19 protein-coding genes are annotated in these 23,081 nt (G+C 65.1%); 9 read left to right on the top strand and 10 right to left on the bottom strand.

Annotated features, from left to right (window positions below):
* Positions 1 to 46 precede the first annotated feature (46 nt).
* From ACTHLF_RS09330 to ACTHLF_RS09345, 4 genes are all read right to left on the bottom strand, one after another.
* A complete protein-coding gene (locus tag ACTHLF_RS09330; RefSeq protein ID WP_440326830.1) occupies positions 47 to 2,314 on the bottom strand; it encodes a YjbH domain-containing protein in 2,268 nt (755 codons plus the stop codon).
* On the bottom strand, positions 2,311 to 3,102 hold the full coding sequence (locus ACTHLF_RS09335; protein WP_440326832.1) for a capsule biosynthesis GfcC family protein: 792 nt from the start codon (positions 3,100 to 3,102) through the stop codon (positions 2,311 to 2,313). The genes ACTHLF_RS09330 and ACTHLF_RS09335 overlap by 4 nt, the downstream gene beginning before the upstream one ends.
* Positions 3,099 to 3,674, bottom strand: coding sequence for a YjbF family lipoprotein (locus ACTHLF_RS09340; RefSeq protein ID WP_440326834.1), 576 nt, complete (start codon positions 3,672 to 3,674; stop codon positions 3,099 to 3,101). The genes ACTHLF_RS09335 and ACTHLF_RS09340 overlap by 4 nt, the downstream gene beginning before the upstream one ends.
* Before the next feature lie 291 nt (positions 3,675 to 3,965).
* The gene (locus ACTHLF_RS09345; RefSeq protein WP_440326835.1) at positions 3,966 to 4,403 is read right to left on the bottom strand and encodes a low molecular weight protein-tyrosine-phosphatase; all 438 of its coding nucleotides are present in this window, start codon (positions 4,401 to 4,403) and stop codon (positions 3,966 to 3,968) included.
* 82 nt (positions 4,404 to 4,485) lie between these two features.
* Here ACTHLF_RS09345 and ACTHLF_RS09350 point away from each other — a divergent pair, with 82 nt between their 5' ends.
* The 7 genes from ACTHLF_RS09350 (at position 4,486) to ACTHLF_RS09380 (ending at position 12,549) form a co-directional block, all read left to right on the top strand.
* Complete coding sequence (locus tag ACTHLF_RS09350; RefSeq protein ID WP_440326837.1) at positions 4,486 to 5,091, top strand: phosphatase PAP2 family protein; 606 nt, start codon at positions 4,486 to 4,488, stop codon at positions 5,089 to 5,091.
* 46 nt (positions 5,092 to 5,137) lie between these two features.
* Positions 5,138 to 5,893, top strand: coding sequence for a class I SAM-dependent methyltransferase (locus ACTHLF_RS09355; protein WP_440326839.1), 756 nt, complete (start codon positions 5,138 to 5,140; stop codon positions 5,891 to 5,893).
* A gap of 102 nt (positions 5,894 to 5,995) precedes the next feature.
* A complete protein-coding gene (locus tag ACTHLF_RS09360) occupies positions 5,996 to 6,502 on the top strand; it encodes an RNA polymerase sigma factor (protein WP_440326841.1) in 507 nt (168 codons plus the stop codon).
* Positions 6,495 to 7,625 carry a FecR family protein gene (locus tag ACTHLF_RS09365; RefSeq protein ID WP_440326843.1) on the top strand — a complete coding sequence of 377 codons (1,131 nt, stop codon included), beginning with the start codon at positions 6,495 to 6,497 and terminating at the stop codon, positions 7,623 to 7,625. Before ACTHLF_RS09360 ends, ACTHLF_RS09365 begins: the two co-directional genes overlap by 8 nt.
* Positions 7,626 to 7,724: 99 nt before the next feature.
* The gene (locus tag ACTHLF_RS09370) at positions 7,725 to 10,214 is read left to right on the top strand and encodes a TonB-dependent receptor domain-containing protein (RefSeq protein WP_440326845.1); all 2,490 of its coding nucleotides are present in this window, start codon (positions 7,725 to 7,727) and stop codon (positions 10,212 to 10,214) included.
* Between the two features lie 11 nt (positions 10,215 to 10,225).
* The gene (locus tag ACTHLF_RS09375) at positions 10,226 to 11,470 is read left to right on the top strand and encodes a histidine-type phosphatase (protein WP_440326847.1); all 1,245 of its coding nucleotides are present in this window, start codon (positions 10,226 to 10,228) and stop codon (positions 11,468 to 11,470) included.
* Between the two features lie 167 nt (positions 11,471 to 11,637).
* On the top strand, positions 11,638 to 12,549 hold the full coding sequence (locus ACTHLF_RS09380; RefSeq protein ID WP_440326864.1) for an alpha/beta fold hydrolase: 912 nt from the start codon (positions 11,638 to 11,640) through the stop codon (positions 12,547 to 12,549).
* A gap of 54 nt (positions 12,550 to 12,603) precedes the next feature.
* Here ACTHLF_RS09380 and ACTHLF_RS09385 read toward each other — a convergent pair whose 3' ends face one another.
* Positions 12,604 to 14,028, bottom strand: coding sequence for a sugar porter family MFS transporter (locus ACTHLF_RS09385; RefSeq protein ID WP_440326849.1), 1,425 nt, complete (start codon positions 14,026 to 14,028; stop codon positions 12,604 to 12,606).
* The gene (locus ACTHLF_RS09390; protein ID WP_440326851.1) at positions 14,025 to 14,657 is read right to left on the bottom strand and encodes a nucleoside/nucleotide kinase family protein; all 633 of its coding nucleotides are present in this window, start codon (positions 14,655 to 14,657) and stop codon (positions 14,025 to 14,027) included. Before ACTHLF_RS09390 ends, ACTHLF_RS09385 begins: the two co-directional genes overlap by 4 nt.
* Positions 14,658 to 14,759: 102 nt before the next feature.
* Between ACTHLF_RS09390 and yidA the strand changes: the two genes are divergently transcribed.
* On the top strand, positions 14,760 to 15,590 hold the full coding sequence (gene yidA, locus ACTHLF_RS09395) for a sugar-phosphatase (protein ID WP_440326853.1): 831 nt from the start codon (positions 14,760 to 14,762) through the stop codon (positions 15,588 to 15,590).
* Positions 15,591 to 15,597: 7 nt separating this feature from the next.
* On the opposite strand, the gene ACTHLF_RS09400 is transcribed toward yidA, so the two are convergent.
* Positions 15,598 to 16,152, bottom strand: coding sequence for a hypothetical protein (locus tag ACTHLF_RS09400; RefSeq protein ID WP_440326855.1), 555 nt, complete (start codon positions 16,150 to 16,152; stop codon positions 15,598 to 15,600).
* A gap of 198 nt (positions 16,153 to 16,350) precedes the next feature.
* Between ACTHLF_RS09400 and ACTHLF_RS09405 the strand changes: the two genes are divergently transcribed.
* A complete protein-coding gene (locus ACTHLF_RS09405) occupies positions 16,351 to 16,941 on the top strand; it encodes a TetR/AcrR family transcriptional regulator (protein WP_440326856.1) in 591 nt (196 codons plus the stop codon).
* Positions 16,942 to 16,968: 27 nt separating this feature from the next.
* Here the strand turns inward: ACTHLF_RS09405 and ACTHLF_RS09410 are convergent, their stop codons facing one another.
* From ACTHLF_RS09410 to ACTHLF_RS09420, 3 genes are all read right to left on the bottom strand, one after another.
* A complete protein-coding gene (locus tag ACTHLF_RS09410; RefSeq protein ID WP_440326858.1) occupies positions 16,969 to 19,050 on the bottom strand; it encodes a catalase in 2,082 nt (693 codons plus the stop codon).
* A 98-nt stretch (positions 19,051 to 19,148) separates the two neighbouring features.
* On the bottom strand, positions 19,149 to 20,177 hold the full coding sequence (locus ACTHLF_RS09415; RefSeq protein ID WP_440326860.1) for a YihY/virulence factor BrkB family protein: 1,029 nt from the start codon (positions 20,175 to 20,177) through the stop codon (positions 19,149 to 19,151).
* Positions 20,178 to 20,369: 192 nt separating this feature from the next.
* A complete protein-coding gene (locus tag ACTHLF_RS09420; RefSeq protein WP_440326862.1) occupies positions 20,370 to 22,556 on the bottom strand; it encodes a TonB-dependent siderophore receptor in 2,187 nt (728 codons plus the stop codon).
* Positions 22,557 to 23,081 lie beyond the last annotated feature (525 nt).

The raw sequence follows: 23,081 nt of genomic DNA on the forward strand, positions 1-23,081 counted from the left end.
CAGCGCCCATCGCGCGCAAGCGCGCTCCCACAACACAGGACGACGGTTACTGCGAGATCTTGCCCAGGTTCTTGTCGAACAGATCGGTATCGAGATCGTTGGTCAGCGTATACAGGGTGTACCGCTTGTTCAGGCGCGCACCGCCGTCACGCACCAGCGGCTGCCACATCAGCGTCGCGCGGTTACGCGAGGAGTTCGGGAGCAATGCATCGAACGGGATCGATACGTAGATACCCTTGTCGAAGCTGCCTTCGCCATAACCCGAATTACCCGACTTGTTGGTCACCGTGAAGTACGCACCCATGCGGGTGCCATTCGCGAACTGACGCGAGACATCCACCGTGCTGCCCCAGTCACCCGCAAGGTACCGGCCCACGCTGACCGCCAGCGTGACATTGTGGAAGCCCGTGTCGAGGTAGCCCGTCGCTTGTCCGGTGATCACGTGGTACCGGCGCAGCGAGAAGTCCTGGTCGAACCCACGCTGTTTCACCCAGTTGATGTCGCCACCAATCGCCCACTTCTCGCCAAACGGGCGATACAGCACCTCGCCACCCGCCCCGGCATACATGCTTTCAAGCGCACCGGCGTACGCCATGCCATACAGGTCCTGGCCCAGCTTCTTCGTGCCGGTGAGCTGGAAGTTCGGCATGGTGATGTCCGAACTGGTGATGTACTTGCGCACATCGGTGCGGACGCGCGGCAGGTTACTGGGCGCGTCGTAGCGGAACTTGTCGTAATTGTTCGCGATGTTGACGGCCAGCACGCCATCCAGCCAGAGGTGGCGGTTGAAGTTGAACGTGGCATAGCCCGCGCCATACACCTGGTACAAGATGAACGCGTCAGGCCCACCCACATTCTGCTGGTAGCCGATCGAGGTGCCGCCCGTGAAACGCTTCAGCGGCGCCCGATAAAGCACCTCCTCTTCGCGCGCGGTCGGCGGATCCTGTTCGACACTACGGCGGAACGTAGGCAGGTCGATCTCGTGGTTCAGCAGCTCGATGAAACGCGGCCGGTGCACGCTGGTATCGACGATATCCATACCATTGCGCTGGCTGGTCACGGTGACCCAGTCGATGCTGCCATCCACGCGGTTATCGACGATGCGGGTAGCGCGGCCGGCGGCTTCCGCCGTGTAGAAGAAGCGCTCCTGCTCGCCCTGGATCACCAGTTCGGAACCGCGCTGGCGGATGCTGCTGACGTTGATGCCTGCGTTGGTGCGCAGGGTTTTCGCTACCTGGGCCCAATCCACCTGCGCGGGCGCCTGGCGGTCTGTGGCTCCTTCACCCGCGGCTGCGGAAACCGTGGCCCGTGGGCTCATGGACGCCAGGTCATCGGGCGCCTTGCCCGTACCCTGCGTCGGCCCGGTCGGCATGGTCGAAACCGGTGTGCTCGTGAACGATACGGGTTCCGGCGGAGGATCGAACGACTTCTCGGGCCCCACGTGCGTCGCCAGGTTGGCGTGCAGGTTAAGTGCGGCGGTCGCCACGTTCCCGCGTTCGTAGCCCAGGGTCAGGTCGACATTCTTGTTCACGCGGAACACCGCGCCCAGGTTCACCGGCCAGCGCTGCGGCTGGTTGTTGTTCTGCGGCTGGTGCTTGTAGTCGTTGCCGTCCATTTCCGCCTTCAGCACCAGCCAATCCCACGGCGAGTGGTATTCCACGCCGCCGAAGATGCCCGGCCGGCCACGCAGGAACTTGTTGATGCTGAGGGCACCGGTCGCGCCCGTGCCACTGGCCGGACGCGTATTGAAGCGATCGCTGATGATGCTGAGCGGGTTCGAGATGTCGCCTCGGTTACCGATGTAACCCCAGGCCATGCCCAGGCTGAAATCGAAGCGCCCCGCCCGCTTGCTCGCGACGAGGTATTCGCTGGAGAACAGGCCCGTACCGCCCACGTCGCGCACGCCGAAGGCCACCGCGGGGAGCCAGCGCGACTCCTGCCAGATACGCGCCTTCACATCGATCGATTTGTCCTTGTAGGTCTGGCTACCGCTCAGCGAGCGCGGACCGTAGAGGCGGTTGCTCACGTTGGTATAGCGGAAGCTGCCTTCCAGCCACGGGATGGGCTGCATGGAGACGTTGTAGTTCGTGTACGGCGTGGTCCGGCTCAGCACGAAGCTGAACTCGCCTTCCTGGGCCATGCGCGCCGTCGGCGTCTGCATCAGGCCCACGCCGCCAAAATCGCTTTGCGTGTAGTACTCCTGGGCATGCACGCTCGCGACGCCACCCGCCCAGAGGGCCACGCCCGCGCAGCAGCCGCGCAGTGCCGCGCGACGCAGGTTCGGGCGCTTCCAGCCCAGCCGGCGGCGCCTCAAGGCGCACCCTCCGCATCGAGCAGCTGGGTCGCGAGGAAGGCGGCGACATCTTCGTTGAAGCGCCCGTCGGTCGACGCAGCAATGGCCTTTCGGTCGAAGGGCACGTAGATCCACGCGCCCGGGGCGAGGATCCGTGGCGGATCACGGTTCCATGCCGCGATGTTCTGCGGGAACACGGTGCCATCGGGCTGGATGATGAAGATCATGTCCCGGTCCGCGGAAGCAGAGACCGTGCATTGCGCGAGATACCGCCGCGCATCCTGCAGCGCGACCTGCGGCACGCTGCAGGACCGGTCGACGGCGCCTACGACGCGGATACCGGCGGGTCGGCGCGGGTAAAACAGCGCATCACCGTCCTTGATCGGCCAGTTGTCGGCAGGCGAGACCTCGAGCGCGTCAGGATCGAGCACCACGCTGGTGCGACGGCCGGTCACGGGAAGCGTCGTAATCCACGACTGGAAGGCGGCCGCAGCAACACCCAGGGCCTCCTTGCCATCGCTAAGCGCGCCCATGCGGATCACGCCGAGCTCGAAGACCACGCCGGCCTTCAACCGCACCTGGTCTTCCTTCAGCGAGGGACGCAGCCAGGCCGCGCCGGCCATATAGGCATCCGGGTCGACCCGCGCTGCGAGCGCCAGGTCCGAAAGCCGTGCGCCGGACGGATAGACGGCCGAACCCGCCTGCCGCACCTCACCGGACGCACTCGCCGACATCGATGGCGGCTGGGCCATGGCCGGGAGCGCTACCAGCATGACGACCCACGCGGCCACGACCGCGCGCCACATCATGGTGCTTTCCCCGTGTACGGGCGCAGCTGGATCAGTTCCAGCGCGAAACCGGGGGCCACGTACTGGCGGCTCTTCCAGATGAACCCATCGGAAGGATCCGCCCAGTAGCGGTTCGTGAAGCTGCCCGCGGGGCCGCTCAGGTGTTCGTCGTAACGCCGCAGGTGATGCACGGTACCGAGGATATCGACGTCATCCGTGCCCCCAGGCGTCAGCGTCGCCTGCATGGACACGCCGTAGCGATAACCCGGCGACCAGTCCATGCGGCGGGTGTAAGCGAGCGGCGCGCTTATGTGCTGCAAGCCCGCCGCAAACGGATCGGGCGTCCCGCTAAAGGCGGTCGCATCGAGATTTTCAGGCAGGCCAACGGTCTTCACCAGCAAGCCATCGCGCGTGAAGATCGCGTCATTGCCCTGCCCGTACCAACCCAGCTTCCCATCCTCTACCTTGCCGAGAATGAGGATCGCCTGACCGTCGGGGCCGTTTGCCTGGAGCTGGAAATACGGGGAAGCAGCGACGGATTCCGCCGTGGGATGCACGGTTTCTCCGTGCACGGCGAGACGGATGGCCTCCACGCTGCCGCTCGAAACCGCCGAACACGCGGCTAGCGCGAAAAGCGCCAGAGCGAGGCCAGCAGGGGCAATGAGGCGTAGCGCGCCCAGCGCGCGTTGTCGGGCATCAGGCCAAGGCAAAATCAGCGGTCGGTCCGGCAAGTTGAAATGGAGGGCCTGTCAACGTACTGAAACGGAAGGCCCGCATTGGACTGCACTGACTGAAGGGTGATGACCATCCTTCACACTCGGCACGTCCCGGTGACAGTACACGAGCGAACCGGACTGAAAACTGACTGGCGTCGCGTCTTACGACTAGAGATACTTGAGCCAGCTGTTTACGCTGTTGTCGATAAGCGTATAGACATGTTCGAAAGCGGGCCGGCCTTGTCGGAACGGATCCGGAATATCCTGGCCCGTGCCCCATCGATCCAGCAGGAAGACCTTTCCGCTGGCTTCAGGCGCCATCCGCGTGATGGATACGACATGGTCCCGCTCCATCGCCAGCACCAGGTCGGCGCTGCGCAGGAGTGAACGGTCCAGCTGGCGTGCGCGGTGCGCGCTGCCGTCGATGTCGTGATCCCGCAACAGCTCGAGCGCCGTGCGATCCACGCCATGGCCGACGAGGGCGCCAAGGCCGGCGCTGGAGACCTGCACCTTGCTTCCCTCACCCAGGCGGTGGCGGAACAGGTATTCGGCGGTAGGGCTGCGGCAGATATTGCCAATGCAGACGACAAGGACCTTCTGGAACATGTGGCACGACACTCCCGAAAAACAGAAAACGAGGCACGATGCGTAGCGCCACCATGATAGCCACGATCACCGGTACCTTGTGATGTGGCACGCCATTACGAGTTTTGGCGACAGTGCCTTGTTGTTGCCGCTCATCGCGTGGATGACGCTGGTGCTCGCCTTCGCGCCGCATCGTCGCGATGCCATTCGCTGGGTCGTCGCCGCGATCGCCTGCGGTGGCGCGGTCGCCTTCTCCAAACTGATCTTCATGGCCTGGGGTATCGGGCCGCCCGGGCTCGACTACACCGGCATCAGCGGACACACGGCGCTTTCCGTGCTTACATGGCCGAGCCTTGCAGCGCTCCTCGTGCGGAAGGTGCGCGGGCCCCTCGCGTGGATTGCGATAGCAGCGGGTGCCTGCCTTGGCCTGCTGGTCGGGTTGTCGCGCCTCGCCCTCGAAGTCCACAGCGTCTCCGAAGTCATCATGGGTGCGCTGCTCGGCGCGATCGTCGCGACCTGGTTTATCCACGGATTGAATCGCACGGATGCCTTGCCAACCTGGCATGCGCTGCTTCTCGGCATGGGCGTCATTGCCCTGTGGCTCGTGTTCTACGGGCGCATCTTCCCTTCCCAGCATTTGCTGAAGGACATCGCCATGTGGGTGAGCGGCCACTCCCATGTATTCACCCGTCGCCCGCACGCTCCCTGACTTTCGCGCATAATCGGGCATCGGCCTGACGACGAGGGGCGGGACCATGGCAAACGGTGATTCGCGCCGGAACTGGTTCAACCAGGGTGGCGAGGCATACGCGCTGTATCGCCCCGACTACCCCGAGGCGCTGGCCCATTTCCTCGCCGAGGCATCGCCCTCACGGATACGTGCCGTCGATGTCGGTTGCGGCACGGGGCAATTGACCACGCAGCTGGCCGCGTATTTCGACCGGGTCATAGGCCTGGATCCCAGCGACGACCAAGTCGCCAGCGCCGCAGCGCATCCGAACGTCACCTACAGGACGGCACCGGCCGAAGCGCTGCCGCTGGACGACCATAGCGTTTCGCTCATCACCGCGGCACAGGCTGCCCACTGGTTCGATCTGCCGGCGTTCTATGCGGAAGCACGACGTGTCGGCGTACCGGGCGCCGTCGTCGCCCTCATCAGCTACGGGGTTCCCGTACTCGACGCTGACATCGACGCCTGCTACCAGCGGTTCTACAGCGAACAGATCGGCCCCTACTGGCCGCCCGAACGCGGACTTGTCGACAGTGGTTACGCGACCATCGACTTTCCCTTCCGCCCGATCGAAAAGCCCCTGCTCTATATTGAACGCGACTGGGCCTTCGCCGAGGCGCTGGGCTACGTCTCGACCTGGTCCGCCGTACGCAAGGCGCGCGAGGCCGGAAAGGAAGACCTCCTCAACCAGTTCGCCGACGACTTCGCGGCCGCATGGGGTTCAAGCGATCGGCGTCGCGAGTTCCGCTGGCCCATCAACATGCGTATCGGCACGTTGTGAACGGCGCTGACCCCGCGCATCAGTAACGCCAACGTCATATACGCCTCCTAGCATCCGCCCTTTTCGGCCCTGCCGCCCTCGCGGCTGCCCCAAGGGACCCCGATGTCTGATCCCTCTGCTGGCTTAGCCCATGTCCTGCTCGAGCAGGATGGTCCGCTGCAGCGCTATATCCACCGGCGTGCGGGGCATGCGTGGGACGCGCAGGACCTGGTGCAGGAGACGTATCTCCGGCTGCTTTCCGCGGATCCGGATTCGATTCGTAATCCAGAGGCCTACCTGTTCACCGTGGCGACAAACCTGCTTCGCCAGCGTGCGGGTCGCCGGCAAGCCGGTGGGCGCGAGGATGGCGGGCTGGAAGAAGTCATCGAAAAGCTGGCTACACCGTGCCAGGCGGCGGCGGGCGTCGACCACGAGGTGCGCAGCAAGCGACTGCACGAAATCATGGCGCGCCTGTCGCCGAAATGCCGCGCGGTCCTGGTGCTGCATTACCGCGATGACCTGAGCTACAGGGACATCGCCGACCAGCTGGAAATCTCGGTTCACATGGTGAAGAAGTACATCGTCAAGGGACTGGCTGCCTGCCGGCAAGGGATGGGTCGTTATGCATGACGAGATCCGTAACGCCGCGGCACGGCGTATCACCGAGGAAGCGGCGCAGTGGATGATCGCCAATCGCGAAGGGTTGGATGAGCCGTCGCGCGTGGCGTTCATGGCGTGGCTGCGGCATTCGCCGGCGCATGTCGGTGAGTACATGGCGATCATGCAGTGGGACCAGGACGTGCGTGAGGCGGCCGGGCGTGAGACGCTGGATGCCGAGGCGCTGGTCGCGCTTGCCGGGGATGAGCCTGCGGTGGTTCCGTTTCCTGCGCGTTCGGTGGGTGTCGCGCGGGAGCGTATCGCGCGCAAGCGCGCTCCCACAGGGGGGCGTGGGGGCAGCCGGCGCAGCAAGCGGCGGTGGCTCTGGTCCGCTGGCGCGATGGCCGTGGTTCTGCTTGCCGGTGCGGTCGTCTGGCCGCGCAACGAGGCGCCACCTGCGGGCATCGTGTATGCCGCGCCGACCGGCGCCACGCGCAGTCTCGAGCTCGAGGATGGGAGCCGAGTCCAGCTTGATCGGGGCAGCGCCATCCGGGTCAACTTCAGTGCAGGGAAGCGCGACATCGCGGTGGTCGCCGGCACCATGCTGATCGACGTCGGCCATGCCAACGCGGCACCCCTGAGCGTCACCCTGGGTCGGACCGTGTTGCGCGACATCGGCACGGTATTCCAGGTCAGCGCTAAGGACGATGGTGGTGACGTCACCGTGCTCAGTGGCCAGGTCGATGTGATGGCCCAGGACGCATCGTGGCCCTGGCAAACCGGGACCGCGCCACAGCGCATGGTCACCCAGCTGAAAGGCGGCCAGCGCGCGACGTTGGACGAACATGGTGGCCTGACGGAGGTTACGCCGGGCATCGATGTGTCGAAGGATCTTGCCTGGCTTCCCGCGGAAATCGATTTCCACGACGCACCGATCGCGGACGTCGCCCGGCGCTTCAACGCCTACGGCCAGGCGCCGTTCGTGATCGAGGACGAAACCATCGCCCGCACGCGTATCAGCGGTCGCTTCCACGGGCATGATCCGGCTGGCTTCGTCGCCTACCTGCAGACGCTCCCCGGCGTGCAGGTGCGCCGCGAAAGCGATGGCTTGCACGTGGCACGCAAGCCCGCGTCCACGCGCCCCACCCGGCTGTAAGAAAAGATTCACGAAAATAGCGGTACCCGACCGCGGTACCGCCGACTCGTAGATGTCATGCGCAACCGATGCGCCCATCTCCCTTCACGAGTCCCTTCCATGCGCAACAAGCTCGCGTTCCATCTCGCCCTGCTGCTCGGCACCCTTCCGCTCTCCGCTATCGCTGCCCAGGCCGCCAACGAGGCACCGATTGCCGCGATGCCGCTGGATCAGGCGCTCGACACGTTTGCGCGCCAGACCGGCCTGCAGGTGGTTTACACCCCGGAGGCCGTGCATGCGCTGCGCAGCAAGGCGGTTCCGGGCGGCCTGGAACCGAAGGGTCAGCTGCACACGCTGCTCGAAGGCACCGGGCTCGACTACCGGTTCGTCACCGCAAGCACGGTGACCCTGGTGCCGGCCAGCAACGCTGACAAAAGCACCGCGGCATCCAGCCGCGCGGAAGGCAAGCTCCCGCCCATCCTCGAAAATGACGGCGCCCCGCGCGACCTCGCCCCGGTAAGCGTGCAGGCCAATACCGTCGACACGCTGGCACCAAGCGCGCCGCCGCTCGAGGCGACCCAGCCCACCTCGGTGATCGACGAGCGCTTCATCCGTGATGGCCTGCGCTTCAACTCGAACTTCGACGACATCATCAAGTACGCGCCCAGCGTCACGGTGACCTCGCCGGAAGGCCCGGGCATGGGCAAGAACGAAGGCATCAGCATCCGCGGCTTTCAGGATGGCCAGTTCAACATCACGTTCGACGGCATCCCGTTCGGCGATGCCAGCGACCTGCACCACACGACGTCTGCGTACTTCAACAACCACGTGCTTGGCCAGGCGGAGATCGACCGTGGCCCGGGCGGTGGTTCCACGGTCGGTAACGCGACGTTTGGCGGCACGGTAGGCTTGCGCTCCCGCGACCCTGCCAGCGTCGATGGCGTGACGCTCTACACCACGCTGGGCAGCTGGAACACGTTCGCCGGCGGCGTGAGCGCGGATGAGACGCTCGGCAACACCCGCGTCTTCGCCGACCTGTCGAAGGAAAAGAGCGACACCTACCTGAAGGGTACCGACGACAAGCGCGAGCACGCCTTCATCAAGACCATCACGACACTCTCGCCGGATACGACGCTGACCTTCGTCAGCAGCTATAACCGCGAGCACCAGAACACGGTGCAAGGTGCGACGAAGCAGGAAATCGATGAGTTCGGCTGGCGCTATGGCCTTGGCAACGATCCTGCCCTGCAGAGCTACAAGGGCTATAACAACGCGGCCTACTATTCGAGCTTCACCTACGTGGGCCTGAGCACCCGCCTGGGCGAGTGGAGCGTCGACAACAAGGCTTACTACAACAGCTTCGACCACTGGGCCCGCAAGACGGCCGATGCGTCGGACAACAACCCGGCGGACAACGGCGTCACGCGGTACAACGCGGCGGGCAAGAAGGTTTCGACGCTGAAGAACGATGTACCGGGCAAGCTAGCCAGTTCAGGCTTCCATTCGTTCGGCGACGTGCTGCGCTTCGAGCGCGAGCTTGGCCCCGGCGAGCTGCAGACGGGTGCGTGGCTGGAGCGCAACCAGGATGCGCGATACCAGTATCCGCTGGACCTGACGACGGGCACGAAGACCGGCACGAAGTACGGTTCGCAATACAACTACATCCTGCGCGACCGTACCGATACGTTCCAGCCCTATGTGCAGTACGACTGGGCGTTGACCGATGCACTGACCCTGAGCCCCGGCGTGCGCTACAGCACCGTCACCCGCCAGATGAATGCGCCGATCAGCAAGGAGAACGCGCAGGTTTCGCAGTACAACTCCGCGAACTACAACGCCGCCCTGCCCTCGCTGAGCCTGCACGACAGCTTCAGCGACCAGTGGACCGGCTATGCTCAGGTGGCAAAGGGCTTCCTCGCGCCGCCGATCGACGTGATCGAACTGGTGGGATCGAAGAAGCTGGACCCCGAAACGACGATGAACTACCAGGTCGGCACGGCGTATGCCGATCGCCAGCTCACATTCGGCGCCGATGTGTACTACATCGACTTCAAGAACTACCTCGCCAGCACGCTGGTGAATACGCCCGAGGGTCAGGAGTCCACCTACCTCAATACCGGCGGTGCGATCTACAAAGGTGCGGAAGTCGAAGGCACCTGGGCCATGACCCCGGCGCTTAGCCTCTATGGCAACGCGACGTACAACAAGGCTACGTACAAGAACAGCAGCACGCAGATCGCCGGCACGCCCAAGGTCACGGCCGCGCTGGGCCTGCTCTACAACAGCCCGCTCGGTTACTACGGCTCGCTGATGACCAGGTTCATCGGCAAGCAGTACGGCAGCGACAACGCCACGGACGATGCCGGCAACACCGTGTTCCTCAATGACAACCGCCTCGGTGGCTATGTGTCCACGGATGCGGCGTTTGGCTACCGCAGCGCCGACGGCGGCCCCACCGGAAAGGGCTGGTCGGTCAGCATGGATGTCAACAACGTCTTCAACGTGCACAAGCTGATCGGCTACGCCGGCACGCAGAGCGTGAGTGGCGATGCGCTGTACTGGGGCCTGCCCGGGCGCGGCGTGTTCCTCGACCTTTCGCTGAAGCTCTGAGGGATGCCGGCATGAAAACACGCATGGCATGGCTGTGTGCTCTCCTCGCGCTGGCAGCGACGCCGGTCGTCGCTGGCGAGACCGCGGGGCATGAGCCGGTACTGCAGCGGGTGATCCTGATCCGGCATGGCATCCGCTCGCCGACCAAGGCTCCCGCAGACCTCGCGAAGTACGCCGCGGATCCCTGGCCCGCATGGCCTGTGGCACCCGGCCTGCTCACCCCGCATGGCATCGACACGCTGCATTCGCTCGGGCGCCGCATGGGCAAGGACCTGGCGGCTGCCGGTCTTCCCGGCGACGCGTGTGGCGGCGCGCTCCAGGTCATCGCCGACAGCACGCCGCGCAACCGGGCGAGTGCCGAAGCGTTGCTGCAAGGCCTTTCACCGCAATGTGCCGCGACGTACAAAGCCTTTCCCGCCGGCCAGGACGATCCGTTGTTCCGCGGCACGGGTGACGGGGATGACGACGAGAAAGCGGGGATTGACTCTGCGGCGATCAGTGAGAACACGCGGCGCACGCTGGCCGGGCTCCAGCAGGTCCTGCTCGGTTGCCACGACGAGGCTTGCCTTGCGAAGGCGAGGACGGACAGCAAGCAGGTGCTGCTTGGCGGTGACATGGCGAAAGCACTGAAGACCGCCGGGTCGCTCGCCGAGAACATCATGCTCGCCTACGTCCAGGGCATGCCCGCCAGCGACTACGGCTGGGGGCGGCTCGATGCGGCCGGCGTCGCCCGGATCATCACCCTGCACAATGATTCGTTCCATCTCGCACACGCCACGCCGGGTGCGTCGCGTGGCCGCGGCGGGAACATGCTCGCGCACATCGCGGCGACGCTGGCGACGGCGGCTGGCAAGACCCCGGCCGCCGACCCGCTCGCACCGGCAACGACGCGCGTACTCGTCCTCATCGGCCACGATACCGACCTCGCCGCCCAGGCCGGCCTCCTGGGCCTGGACTGGCACGATGCGACGCGCGGCGATGACTTCCCGCCCGGCGGGGCGCTCATCTACGACCTCGTGCAGACACCCCGCGGAAAGGCCGTCCGCCTCTCCGTCGCCATGCCGACCCTGGCCGCACTCCGGGCGGGCGACCTCTCGGCCGGAACCGCCATCGCGCACAAGGTGCTACCCCTTGCCGCCTGTGGCGGCACGCCGACCTGTGCCATCGACCGGTTCATGGGCATCGCCACCGACGCGGCAGGCGATGCATGGAAGCCCCACGCAGGCGATGAGCCCAAAGTTCCAAAAAAAGTGTGAAATCCACACGATCCGCGCAGTTCCTTTCAATTCGAAACCAGCGTCGTCGCGGATATTGGCGTCACCTACCAGGGAGATGACCCATGAAACACCCGGACGACAAGACCGCGTCGCATGACGCCCCCCGCCGCAAGTTCGTCACCACCGCCGGCCTGGCCGCCGGGGCCATGGTCGCGGCCGGCGCGCTGACAGCTGAGTCCGCCAACGCGGCTGCCGCGGCGCCCGCCAAGGGCGGTGCCGGCAAGAAGAACGCCGAATCGGCCATCTTCACCACGAAGGAAGGCGTGCAGATCTACTACAAGGATTGGGGCACCGGCCAGCCGATCATGTTCCACCACGGCTGGCCCCTGTCCGCCGATGACTGGGACGCCCAGCTGTGGTTCTTCCTGTCGCAGGGCTACCGCGTCATCGCCCACGATCGCCGTGGCCATGGCCGCTCGACCCAGACCTCGACCGGCAACGAGATGGACACCTATGCGTCCGATGTCGCCGAGCTGGTCCAGCACCTGAACCTGAAGAACGCCGTGCACATCGGCCATTCCACCGGCGGTGGCGAAGTCGCCCGCTACGTGGCGCAGCACGGCGAAGGCCGCGTCGCCAAGATGATCCTCGTGAGCGCCGTGCCGCCCGTGATGGTCAAGTCCGCGTCGAACCCGGGCGGCCTGGATATCTCGGTGTTCGATGGCCTGCGCAAGCAGCTTGCCGCGAACCGCGCGCAGTTCTATCGCGAAGTGCCGCTGCCCTTCTACGGCTTCAACCGCCCCGGCGTGAAGACCATCGAAGGCGTGGTCGACAACTGGTGGCGCCAGGGCATGAACGGCGGCATCCAGGCCCACTACGACTGCATCAAGGCCTTCTCGGAAACCGACTTCACCGAAGACCTGAAGAAGATCAAGGTGCCGACCCTCATCCTGCACGGTGATGACGACCAGATCGTGCCCTACCAGGATGCGGGCGTGCTGTCGGCCAAGCTGGTCCCCGGCGCCAAGCTCAAGATCTACAAGGGCTACCCGCACGGCATGCTCACCGTGCACGCCGACGAACTCAACAAGGACATCCTCGAGTTCATCAAGAGCTAAACAAAACGGCCACCAGCGCACGGGCACTGGTGGCCGTTCGGGGCACGGCGGTCGTTATGACCGCTGATGTTCCAGCCGCTTCTTCTGGAACGGATAGAAACGGTGCTCGCGCAGTTCGTGTTCGATCTCTTCAAGGCTCTTGCCGGCGGTTTCGGGCACCAGGTAGTAGACGAAGGCCAGGGCGAACACCGAGATCACCGCATACAGCCAGAACGTATGCGTCGCCCCGAGCCAGGTGACCAGCGACAGCGTCGTCAGGGTCACGAGCAGGTCGAAGGTCCAGTGGCTGAAGGCGCCGATGCTCGCGCCCTTGCCGCGCACGAACAGCGGGTAGACCTCGGAGTTGATCAGCCAGATGCAGATGCCGAAGCTGCCGCAGTTCAACATCATGTAAGCGGCCAGGCAGCCCACGGCCAGCCAGCGGCTGAAGTCATTCTGCGGGCCCGCACCCTGGAACATGAAGCCCATGACGATCAGGGCCACGATCGAGCCCGGGATCATCCACAGCAGGTATGTGCGACGGCCGATCTTGTCGACCAGGAAGCTGCCGATCACGGTCATGACCACGACGAGCACCGTGCTGGCACCGGTGCCGAGCACCGCGGCTTCATCGGAGAATCCGGCCTTGGAGAGGATCGTGGGTGCGTAGTAGATCAGTGCGTTGTTGCCGGTGATCTGCGAGAACATGGAGATGCCGGCGCCAACGATGACGGCCGGACGGATCCACGGCTTGGCGATATCCCGCCAGCTGCTGGTGGGCTCCTGCTCGGCCACGGTCTCGATTTCAGCGATCTCCGCGCGCGCCGCGGCGGCACTGCCGCGCACCCGCTCAAGCACTTTCATCGCCTCGTCGATGCGCTTTTCCGCGACGAGCCAGCGCGGGCTCTCAGGCAGGTAGGCCATGCCGCCGAGCAGCACGATCGCCGGCACGACGCCCAGGCCGAACATCCAGCGCCAGTGCTCCCCGAGGACGAAGCCGGTGAAATACGCGACGGTGATGCCGAACACCACCATGAACTGGAACAGCGTCACCATCTTGCCGCGATGCTTCGACGGCGAGACCTCGGCGATATACACGGGGATGATCTGGGTGGAGCTACCAGCCGAAAGCCCGAGCACGAAACGCGCGGCGATGAGCCAGCCCACCGACGGGGCGAACGCGGATGCGATGGAGCCCACGGCGAACAATACGCCGACGAAGATCACCATGCGGCGGCGGCCCAGCCGGTCCGAGAACGGGCCGGTCGCGAGGCAGCCAAACAGCGCGCCAAAAATGATGGCGCCCGTCACGAGCTGCTTCGTGGTGTCATCGAGTGCGAACTGCCGGCCAAGGCCAAGCAGGGCGACGCCGATCACGCCCGTGTCGTAACCGAACAGGAGCCCACCGAGCGCCGCGATGACGGCGATGCCCACCACCAGGGCGGTCTTGGGCGCGGCCTCCCCGGCCACGGCGGTGGACGAAGAGGTCACGACACTCATGCTGACTCCATCGGAAGGGTTCGCGCGCGGACATCCGCGCGGTGCGCCGTGGCGGCGATGCGCCTGGCGTTGGGTTCGTCGGTGGTTTCGATCCAGTGCAAGGCATCCGCGCGCGACCGACCAAAGCGCATGTGCCGTTCCAGCAGTTGCTTCAGGCGTTGCTCGTCATCCACATCGACGAACCACACCTCATCCAGGAGTGGGCGGACGTCGCGCCACGCCCCCTCTTCCATCAGCAGATAGTTTCCCTCGGTGATCACCAGGCGGGTCTCGGCCGGCACGGCGATCTCACCCGCGATAGGCTCTTCGATCTCGCGGTGGAACGCCGGCGCGTACACCGTCTCGCCCGCCATGGGCTCGCGTAGGCGGCGTAGCAAGGCGACATAGCCGCTGGCGTCGAACGTATCCGGCGCGCCCTTGCGCGCGGCGCGGCCAAGCCTCTGCAGCTCCGCGTTCGCCAGGTGGAAACCATCCATCGGTACGTTCACCGCCGCATCGCCATAGGCCGCGAGGACCTGGGCGGCCAGGGTCGACTTGCCCGAGCCAGGCAGGCCCGCGATGCCCAGGATGCGCCGGCCACCCGCCGCCATGAGTGCATCGAGCCGCGCGCTTAGGTTGGTGTCGATCATCGGTCGAAGGGTAGCCACCGGCTTGTAAGGGTTTCATGAACGTGACAGTTACATAATGTCGTACAATTGGAGCGCTCATGTAAACCAGGTCAACGTACACCGATGGATACCGCACGACGCCGCCCTATCGAGCTGATCGCCATTGATATGGACGGAACGCTCCTCAGCCCCAACCACACGATCTCACCGCGGGTGAAAGAGGCGATAAGCCGGGCCCTCGACCGCGGCGTCCGCGTGGTGTTGGCCAGCGGCCGGCCGGTCTCCGGCCTGGTGCCCTACCTGACCGAGCTGGGTATCCACGGGAAAGACGACTATTGCATCGCCTTCAACGGCGCGGTCGTCCAGAACATCGGCACGGGCGAGCGCGTCGTCGAGTTCACGCTCGACCTGGACGATTACCTCTTTTGCGCCGACGTGGCGCGCGAGCTCGGCGTGCACTTCCAGGGCCTGGATGGCGAACGGATGTATACACCGGATCGCGATATCAGCGTCTATACCGTCGCCGATTCGCACCTGACCCATACGCCGCTCAGCTACCGCCCGGTGAGGGAGATGCCGCAGGGCCTGCGCTTCCCCAAGCTCATGATGATCGACCAGGCCGACGTGCTCGATGCGGCGATCGCACGCCTGCCCACGGAAATGACCGCGCGCTTCGCCACGCTGAAGAGCTCCGCCACCTTCCTCGACATCTTCGACAAGCGCGCCGGCAAGGGTCCCAGCCTGCAGAAGCTGGCGAACCAGCTGGGCATCCACCGGGATAGCGTCATGGCGCTAGGCGATCACGAGAATGACATCGCCATGCTCGAATTCGCCGGCACCAGCGTGGCGATGGGCAACGCCATCCCCGCGGTGAAAGCGACCGCTCGTTACGAAACGGCCACCAACGCGGAAGACGGCGTCGCGCGCGCTATCGAGATGTTCGTCCTGCAGTAAGCGCCGCTTACTGAGCCGCCCGCCCGTACGGCTCCACCGCCGGCTTGCGGAAAGTGAGCCGCAGCGCGGAGAGCAGGAAGTACAGGCCGCCAAACGCGGCATACGGGGCAAGTTCGGCGATGCTGCGCGGCTCGCCGAACGCACGGATCCCCATGAGCACGCCGGCCAGCGCCGACTGCGCGCCGCTGATCATCATGAAAGCCTGCCCGCCGATCTTCCGGCGCTGGATACCCACCGCCAGCTGCAGCACACCTGACAGCAGGGCCCAGATCCCGAACACGAACAAGGCGCCCTTGTTCCCCGCGAGCACCAGCGCCACCACCAGCGCCACCGCCGTCGCGAGACTCACCGCCGCGTTGAACTGCTGCCCGGGGTTAGCCCTCAGCCCGCCGCTATGCCGGACATCGATCACGTTGGCCAGCGCATCCCACAGCGGATACAGCACCAGCAGCCCATAGCCCACCGCCGCCGGCAACCCAAGCCGCGACAGGATCACCACGAGCGCGACCCAGGCGAAAGCGACACCCGCACGAAGAAAATAGAACTGACGAAGCGTTTGCATTGGCAGATTTCCATCAAAGGGGCGATCAGCCTACTAGTAGGTAGGTTGCCGGTCAACAGCCGCCGCCACGCGATGGCGGTCAGCAGTCCCTCCTGTAGGAGCGCGCTTGCGCGCGAGGACGCCGAGAACTACCTGAAACCCCCAGGCCCCCTACGCCCCAAGTTGTCCGTAACCCTACCAAGTAGTAGGCTAACCCCCATGACCACCCAGCAAAAACTAATCGACTCGGCCCGATACCTGATCCAGACCCGCGGCTACAACGGCTTCAGCTACGCCGACGTCGCCGAAGAGGTCCAGGTACGCAAGGCCAGCATCCACCACCACTTCCCGGCGAAGGCCGACCTGGCCCTCGCGGTGGTGGAAGAATCGCGCGCAGGCATCCTCGCCCAGGCCCAGCTGCTGGCGGCCGGCGACTTCGATCCGGTGCAGATGCTGAAGTTCTACGTGGGCTACTGGGAAAAGTGCATCACCGACGCCACGGCACCGTTCTGCGTCGCCGGCATGCTCGCCGCGGAGCTGCCCTCGCTGCCGGAAAACCTGGCCGCCGCCGTCCGCCTGCACTTCCGTGACCTGTCACGCTGGCTGGAGACGATCCTGACCCGCGGCGCGCAACTGGGGGTGCTCACATTGCGATCGGCCGCCAGCGTCGAAGCGGAAGCTTTCCTGTCGATCGTCTATGGCGCGATGCTCACCGCCCGCGCGTTCGGCGACCCGACGAAGTTCGCCGAGGTCGCCGAAGGGGGCTTGCAGCGCCTGCTCGCCCCCACGACGTCGAAGCGCCCGAAATAGCTCGGGCGCATCGGTTCCAGGGATCCTTCAGGCGAGGATCCGGACGTTCGGCTCGCGATCGAAGAAGCGGCCTTTCGCGCCTTCCGCAAACCCACGGGCATCACTGGCGGCAAACACCCCCTCATCGGCAGCGAGCCCGGCCGCTTCAAACAGCGCCCGGCCGCCGTCATCCAGCGCGATCGCCTTAAGGTGGCCGAACGCGTCACGGACAAAATCCACCGCCGCGGCTTCCTTCTTCAACTGATCCGCGCCGGCAGCATTGAGCACGACGGCCACGGCATCGAAGTTGATGGATGGCGTGCCGGCGAGCTGCCCGTCGGCAGCCAGCTTCTTCCCGTCCGAGAGCTTGGCGCCGCCCACCTTCGGCGCAACGATCTTCACCGTCGCACCCGCGGCGGTCACCACTGTCTTTAGCGCGGCAACGGCCTTCGCATCGGACCCGTCGTTGACCAGGATGCCGACCACCCGCCCTTCGAGCGTCCGCTTCATCTTGCCGATGATCTGCAAGGCCGGCGACGGCTTCATCTCCACGACCGGCGCCTTGGCCTTCGGCGCGGGTGGCAGCTTGTCCAGGGCCAACCCCGTCGCCACGCGCTTTGCCAGATCCTCGTCGATATGGCGCAGGTGGCCGACGATCGCTTCGCGCACATGCAAGGTCTCGACCTTGGAGAGCTCGAACACAAGCGCGGACGCCATGTGCGCCTGCTCGTAGGGCGTCTGGCTGATGTAGAACAGCCGGGCCTGGCTGTAGTGGTCGGCGAAGGTTTCCGCCCTCACCCGACCGCGAACGCCCTGCTCCTCCACCGCGGCGGAACGAAAGCCGCGCTTCGCATCCTCGCGGGGCGAATCCGCCTGCAACGAGCTCGGCTCGTAAGCCACCCTGCCCTTGGGCACCTGCTGCTGCATGTGGCCGTCGCGCTGCTGGTTGGCGAACGGACACTTGGGCGCATTGATCGGCAACTGGTGGAAATTCGGCGAGCCCAGGCGGGACAACTGCGTATCGAGGTACGAGAAAAGGCGCCCCTGCAACAGCGGATCGTTGCTGAAGTCCAGGCCAGGAACGAGGTGCGAGGGGCAGAACGCGACCTGCTCCGTCTCGGCAAAGAAGTTATCCGGCCAACGGTCCAGCACCATGCGCCCGATGATCTTCAACGGCACCATCTCTTCCGGGCTCAGCTTGGTGGCATCGAGGTGATCGAACGGGAATCCAGCGGCCTGCTCCTCGGTGAAGAGCTGCACGCCAAGCTCCCACTCCGGGAAGTTGCCGGCCTGGATCGCCTCGAAGAAATCCCGGCGATGGAAGTCCGGATCGGCACCGGCGAGCTTGACTGCCTCATCCCACACGGTGGATTGCAGGCCCAGCTTCGGCCGCCAGTGGAACTTCACGAAGGTACTCTGCCCCTTCGCGTTGACCAGGCGGAACGAGTGGACGCCGAAGCCTTCGATCATGCGCAGGGAACGCGGGATCGTCCGGTCCGACATCGCCCACATGATCATGTGGAGTGATTCGGGAGTCAGGGAGATGAAGTCCCAGAACGTATCGTGCGCGCTCGCAGCCTGGGGGAAGCCGCGGTCGGGCTCCATTTTCACCGCATGCACGAGGTCCGGGAACTTGAGCGCATCCTGGATGAAGAACACCGGGATGTTGTTGCCGACCAGATCCCAGTTGCCCTCCTTCGTATAGAGCTTCACCGCGAAGCCGCGGACATCGCGCGGGGTGTCGACCGATCCGGCGCCACCTGCCACCGTCGAGAAGCGCGTGAAGACCGGCGTGCGCTCGCCGACTTCCGTCAAGACACGCGCCGTCGTGTACTTCGAAAGGGACGCGGTCAGCTCGAAGAAGCCATGTGCCGCCGTGCCGCGGGCATGCACGATGCGCTCGGGAATCCGCTCGTGGTCGAAATGGGTGATCTTCTCGCGGAGGATGAAATCCTCGAGCAGCGTGGGTCCGCGTTCGGCGATCTTCAGTGAGTTCTGGTTATCGCTGACGGTGACGCCCTGGTTTGTCGTCAGCGCGGGATGCGTTCCGCCTGCGTCCTGGTGGAGCTCATCACCGTTTCCGCGGCTGTCACGTGCCGCCCCCGTTGCTGGCTTCGCTTTGCTGACCATGGCTGACCCCGGCTTTGGTTAGCGCCTGACCGTGCGCGCCGGGACGTATACGGCGGGTCGTCATGAGGTCATGGCCCGATGATGTCGCTGCGTCCGGACTAACGGCTTCGCCGCCTTGCCGCGCTGCGGCCCGCCACAACGCCCAGCAGGATGCCGGCGGCGGCAAACGCCGCACCTGCCGCGAGCCCCGGCGTGCGCCTCCGTCCGTCCCGGCTGCGCTGCGCCGGGGGCAGCCCCACCTCTCCCGGTTGCCCCACCTCGGCCGGTGCCGATGCGATCTCCACAGCATGCGCGTTCGGGCGGATCGGCTTCCCGCGCGCGTCGGCCATGCCGCGCGTCAGCTCGGCACCGAGCAGGACGATGATCGATGAGTAGTAGGTCCAGGTCAGCAACACCACGAACGCACCCGCCGGACCATAGGCACCACCGACGTCGCTGTGCGTCACGTAGACCCCGATGACGAACTCACCGGCAAGGAAGAGCGCGGTCGTGAGCACGGCACCCAGTACGGCATCACTCCAGTCGATCATCGCATCGGGCAGTACGCGGAACATCAGGGCGAAGGCCACGGCGAACACGAAGACCGAGACAACGTACTTCACGCCCGTCCAGACAGCGCTGTCCTTGGGGAACAGCCCCTGGATCAGCGCACTGACGACGAATGACACAATAAGCAGGAAGGCGATACCGCCGAGCAAGGCGAACGCACGTCCCCTGGCCCGCAGCCAGGCTCCGACGGCCTCCCCGGGTTTCGGCTTCACCCGCCACACGCGGTTCAAAGTGCCCTGCAGCTGCGCGAACACCGCCGAAGCACTGAACAAGGTCACGCCAATGCCGATGATTCCGGCAACATGGCCCAGCTGCGGATGCTCGTGCGCACTCTCGATCACGGAAGCCAGGGCGCCGGCCGCCTTCTGGCCCAGCACCGTCTGCAGCGCATCGGTGAGCTGCGCTTCCAGGCCAGGGTTCAATAGCGACAGCGTCCACACCAGCAGCAGGAGCAAGGGCGCGATGGACAATGCGGCATAGAACGCGAGCGCCGCCGCGCGGGTCATCAGCTCGTCATCGCTGAAACCATCGACGGTCGAGTGCACCAGCGGCTTGAAGAATGGCTTTCGCTCAGGCATCACGACCCCTCCTCGCACGGAGCATCGCCGCCACGCGATCAAGGGAACGCGGAGGCCTCGTGATGTGTTTGTCAGTTTAGCGCGACAAGCGGATCGGCCCGCGGCCTGTAATGGCACTTGTGGGAGCGCGCTTGCGCGCGATGGGTGCTCGCGGCACATCCCATCGCGCGCAAGCGCCCTCCCACAACGGGCTTAGAAGAACTTGTAGTTGAACGATGCCGTCCAGGTCGCGCCCGGTGCGTAGTACAGGTTGCTGAAGTCATCCAGCACGAAGTACTTGCGGTTGAGCAGGTTCTCCCCGTTGAGCTGGATCGACGCGTGGTCGTTGAACGCATAGCGGGCCATGGCGTTCACGAGCGTCTGCGAGGACTGGTACAAGCGCACGACACCGTAGCCGTCGTCGATGTCCGCCTTCGAGGGCCCCTGCCAGTTCACGCCGCCACCGACGGTCAGGCCGCTCCACTCGCCCGGCAGCGTGTAGGTGGTGAACACGCGCACCAGCGTGCGCGGCAGCGACGGCCGAAGCGCGCCGCCCTCGGGGGCCTTCACGTTGAAGTGTGACCAGCCGAACGTACCGTTCCAGTTGCTGGAAAGCGAGCCCGAGGCCTCGAATTCATAACCGCGCGACTTCGTGCCATCCACCGAGCGATAGGCCTGGGTGATGCCATCGGGCAGGTAGACGCCCGGCAGCGCGTCGGCAACGTGGTCCTGCTTCGTTTCGAAGAACACTAGCGACGTATTCAACGCGCCATCGAAATGGCGGCCCTTGATACCGACTTCGCGGCTCGTGCCCAGCACGGGCTCGAGGAAGCTACCGTCCTGCTTGCGATTGTTCTGCGGATCGAAGATCTGCGTGTAGCTTGCGAAGGCCGAGTAGTTCGGCGTGATGTCGTAGATCAGGCCCGCGTACGGAATCGTCTTGCTGGCCGTCTCGTGGTAGATGCCGGCGGTGCTGTCGTTGGTGTCGTTCTTCCAGCGCGAATAGCGGGCACCGACCACGAGCTTCAGCGGGTCGGCGAGCTGCAGGCGGGCGGCGGCATAGGCGCCACTCTGCTCCGTCCGCGAGATCGAAACGCGATTCGCGGTCGACGAGAAGTCGGGATAGGGGTAGCTGCCGTTCCAATCGAGGAAATTGCCGATGTCCGGCAGGAAATCGCCGTGCGGGTACTCGAAGTAGTCGGTGCGGTAGTGGGAATCGCTCACGCCCACGACGAGCTCGTGTTCGCGACCCCAGGCCTGGAACGGGCCGGACGCGAACAGATCGACGTTGTTCTGGCTGCCGCGCTGGAAGCTCTTGTACGCGTACGGGATCATGCCCTCGCCCGTTTCGCGGTCGGGCGCGCCGAACACGTAGAACAGCGACGAGTCAGCATCGGTCTTGCGGTGGCTCGCCAGCGCGTGGATCTGCCAGCCGTTGTCGAAGCTGTGCTTCAGGTCAGCGAACGCCGTCTGAGTGGTGTTGTTCCAATGGGTCCAGTCGGCGGCCGACGAGAATCCACGGGGCCACTGGATGAAGCCGCCATCCTGGAAGAGCACCGGATACGAGCCCCACGTCACGCCGGTGGGCCGCGTCTTCTGCCAGTCGTAGCCCACGCTCAGCGTGGTGTTGTCGTCGAGATCGGCATCGATGACGCCGTAGGCCACGTTCTTCTGGTTGTGGTAGCGGTCGATGTACGAATCGCCCTCTTCGTGCGCCGCGACGAAACGGCCGCGGATGCTGCCCGAGGCGTTCAGCGGCGTCGAGGCGTCCACCGTCTCGCGCTGGGTGTTCCACGAGCCGTAGCTCACCGAGACATCGGCTTCCGGCGTGCGGCTATCCGCGTGCTTGCGCACGAAGTTGATGTTGGCCGACGGGCTGCCCGCTCCGCTGAGCAGGCCGGTGGCACCGCGGATGATCTCGATACGTTCGAAAATGGAGGGGTCGAGCGACGAGTCGGCGGAGCTGATGTTCAGGCTCGACGCGATCGGCACGCCGTCGTACGACATGTTCTCGACCTGGAAACCGCGCGACCAGAACACCACGCGCTCGGAGTCGTATGCCGTGGAGAAGACACCGGTGGTGTTATCGAGCACGGCGCGCAGGTTGGTCAGGTTCTGGTCCTTGATCCGCTGCTCGGTAAACACGCTGATCGACTGCGGCGTGTCCTGCAGGGTCAGCGGAAGGCGCGTCGTGGCCGCCGACTGGTCGGTCGTGTAGTCCGAGACAGCCTGCCCCTGCACGTTCACCGCATCGAGTGTCGTGGCCTTCTTCGGTTTGGTGTCGTTATCGCCATCGTCGGCCGCCGGGCCGGACTGGGCATGCGCCATGGCCGGCAAGGCGGCGGCAAGCGCCAGGCAGAGAAGCGATAGGCGCGGACGCCCGTGCATACGATGAGTCATGCTGGTAAACCCCAAGGTTGGAAAAGCCCTGGGCGCCCGCGCGGGGAGCCCATGTCAGTGTCACGACTGGGGCTTGCCCTGGGGCTGGCTCATCGTTTCGTAAGCCAATCTTAACCGATTGAGAACGTTCTTGTGCAGCGCAGTAGTTCTCGCCGAAACCGGCCATGAAACCGCAGCTTCGTAGGAGCCCACCCTGTGGGCGACATCTTTCGCGAAAGCCATACAGAACACGACGACGTTTTGGCGAAAGGCGTCGCCCACAGGGTGGGCTCCTACTCGCTCGCTCGCCCGGGCCGTTGACGTGGTTCTCACATTTGCCCGCCCCGGCTCTGCGACACTCGCCAAATTCGCACGATCTAAATGGGGATTTAGACGTTTAAATGTGTCCGTGCGCACGCTGTGCCAGGCCGGGTCTACGCCCGCGGTTCGGCCGGGGAGTGGCGGGGAGGAGGCGGTGCCTCCAGCCCTATCGTGGGTATCCCAGAGGAGCGCTTCGCATATGAAGCTCGGTGCATTACGCATACG

Origin of the sequence: Luteibacter sp. (genome assembly GCF_051958795.1) — a bacterium.
In the GTDB taxonomy this organism is placed as follows: Bacteria; Pseudomonadota; Gammaproteobacteria; order Xanthomonadales; family Rhodanobacteraceae; genus Luteibacter.

Excerpts from the sequence above, each read along its gene's own strand:
- ACTHLF_RS09335 (WP_440326832.1), bottom strand. The coding sequence starts at position 3,102 with ATGATGTGGCGCGCGGTCGTGGCCGCGTGGGTCGTCATGCTGGTAGCG.
- ACTHLF_RS09420 (WP_440326862.1), bottom strand. The coding sequence starts at position 22,556 with ATGACTCATCGTATGCACGGGCGTCCGCGCCTATCGCTTCTCTGCCTG.
- yidA (WP_440326853.1), top strand. The coding sequence starts at position 14,760 with ATGGATACCGCACGACGCCGCCCTATCGAGCTGATCGCCATTGATATG.
- ACTHLF_RS09350 (WP_440326837.1), top strand. The coding sequence starts at position 4,486 with ATGTGGCACGCCATTACGAGTTTTGGCGACAGTGCCTTGTTGTTGCCG.
- ACTHLF_RS09360 (WP_440326841.1), top strand. The coding sequence starts at position 5,996 with ATGTCTGATCCCTCTGCTGGCTTAGCCCATGTCCTGCTCGAGCAGGAT.
- ACTHLF_RS09355 (WP_440326839.1), top strand. The coding sequence starts at position 5,138 with ATGGCAAACGGTGATTCGCGCCGGAACTGGTTCAACCAGGGTGGCGAG.
- ACTHLF_RS09345 (WP_440326835.1), bottom strand. The coding sequence starts at position 4,403 with ATGTTCCAGAAGGTCCTTGTCGTCTGCATTGGCAATATCTGCCGCAGC.
- ACTHLF_RS09390 (WP_440326851.1), bottom strand. The coding sequence starts at position 14,657 with ATGATCGACACCAACCTAAGCGCGCGGCTCGATGCACTCATGGCGGCG.
- ACTHLF_RS09380 (WP_440326864.1), top strand. The coding sequence starts at position 11,638 with ATGGTCGCGGCCGGCGCGCTGACAGCTGAGTCCGCCAACGCGGCTGCC.
- ACTHLF_RS09405 (WP_440326856.1), top strand. The coding sequence starts at position 16,351 with ATGACCACCCAGCAAAAACTAATCGACTCGGCCCGATACCTGATCCAG.
- ACTHLF_RS09410 (WP_440326858.1), bottom strand. The coding sequence starts at position 19,050 with ATGGTCAGCAAAGCGAAGCCAGCAACGGGGGCGGCACGTGACAGCCGC.
- ACTHLF_RS09385 (WP_440326849.1), bottom strand. The coding sequence starts at position 14,028 with ATGAGTGTCGTGACCTCTTCGTCCACCGCCGTGGCCGGGGAGGCCGCG.
- ACTHLF_RS09415 (WP_440326860.1), bottom strand. The coding sequence starts at position 20,177 with ATGCCTGAGCGAAAGCCATTCTTCAAGCCGCTGGTGCACTCGACCGTC.
- ACTHLF_RS09370 (WP_440326845.1), top strand. The coding sequence starts at position 7,725 with ATGCGCAACAAGCTCGCGTTCCATCTCGCCCTGCTGCTCGGCACCCTT.
- ACTHLF_RS09375 (WP_440326847.1), top strand. The coding sequence starts at position 10,226 with ATGAAAACACGCATGGCATGGCTGTGTGCTCTCCTCGCGCTGGCAGCG.
- ACTHLF_RS09365 (WP_440326843.1), top strand. The coding sequence starts at position 6,495 with ATGCATGACGAGATCCGTAACGCCGCGGCACGGCGTATCACCGAGGAA.
- ACTHLF_RS09400 (WP_440326855.1), bottom strand. The coding sequence starts at position 16,152 with ATGCAAACGCTTCGTCAGTTCTATTTTCTTCGTGCGGGTGTCGCTTTC.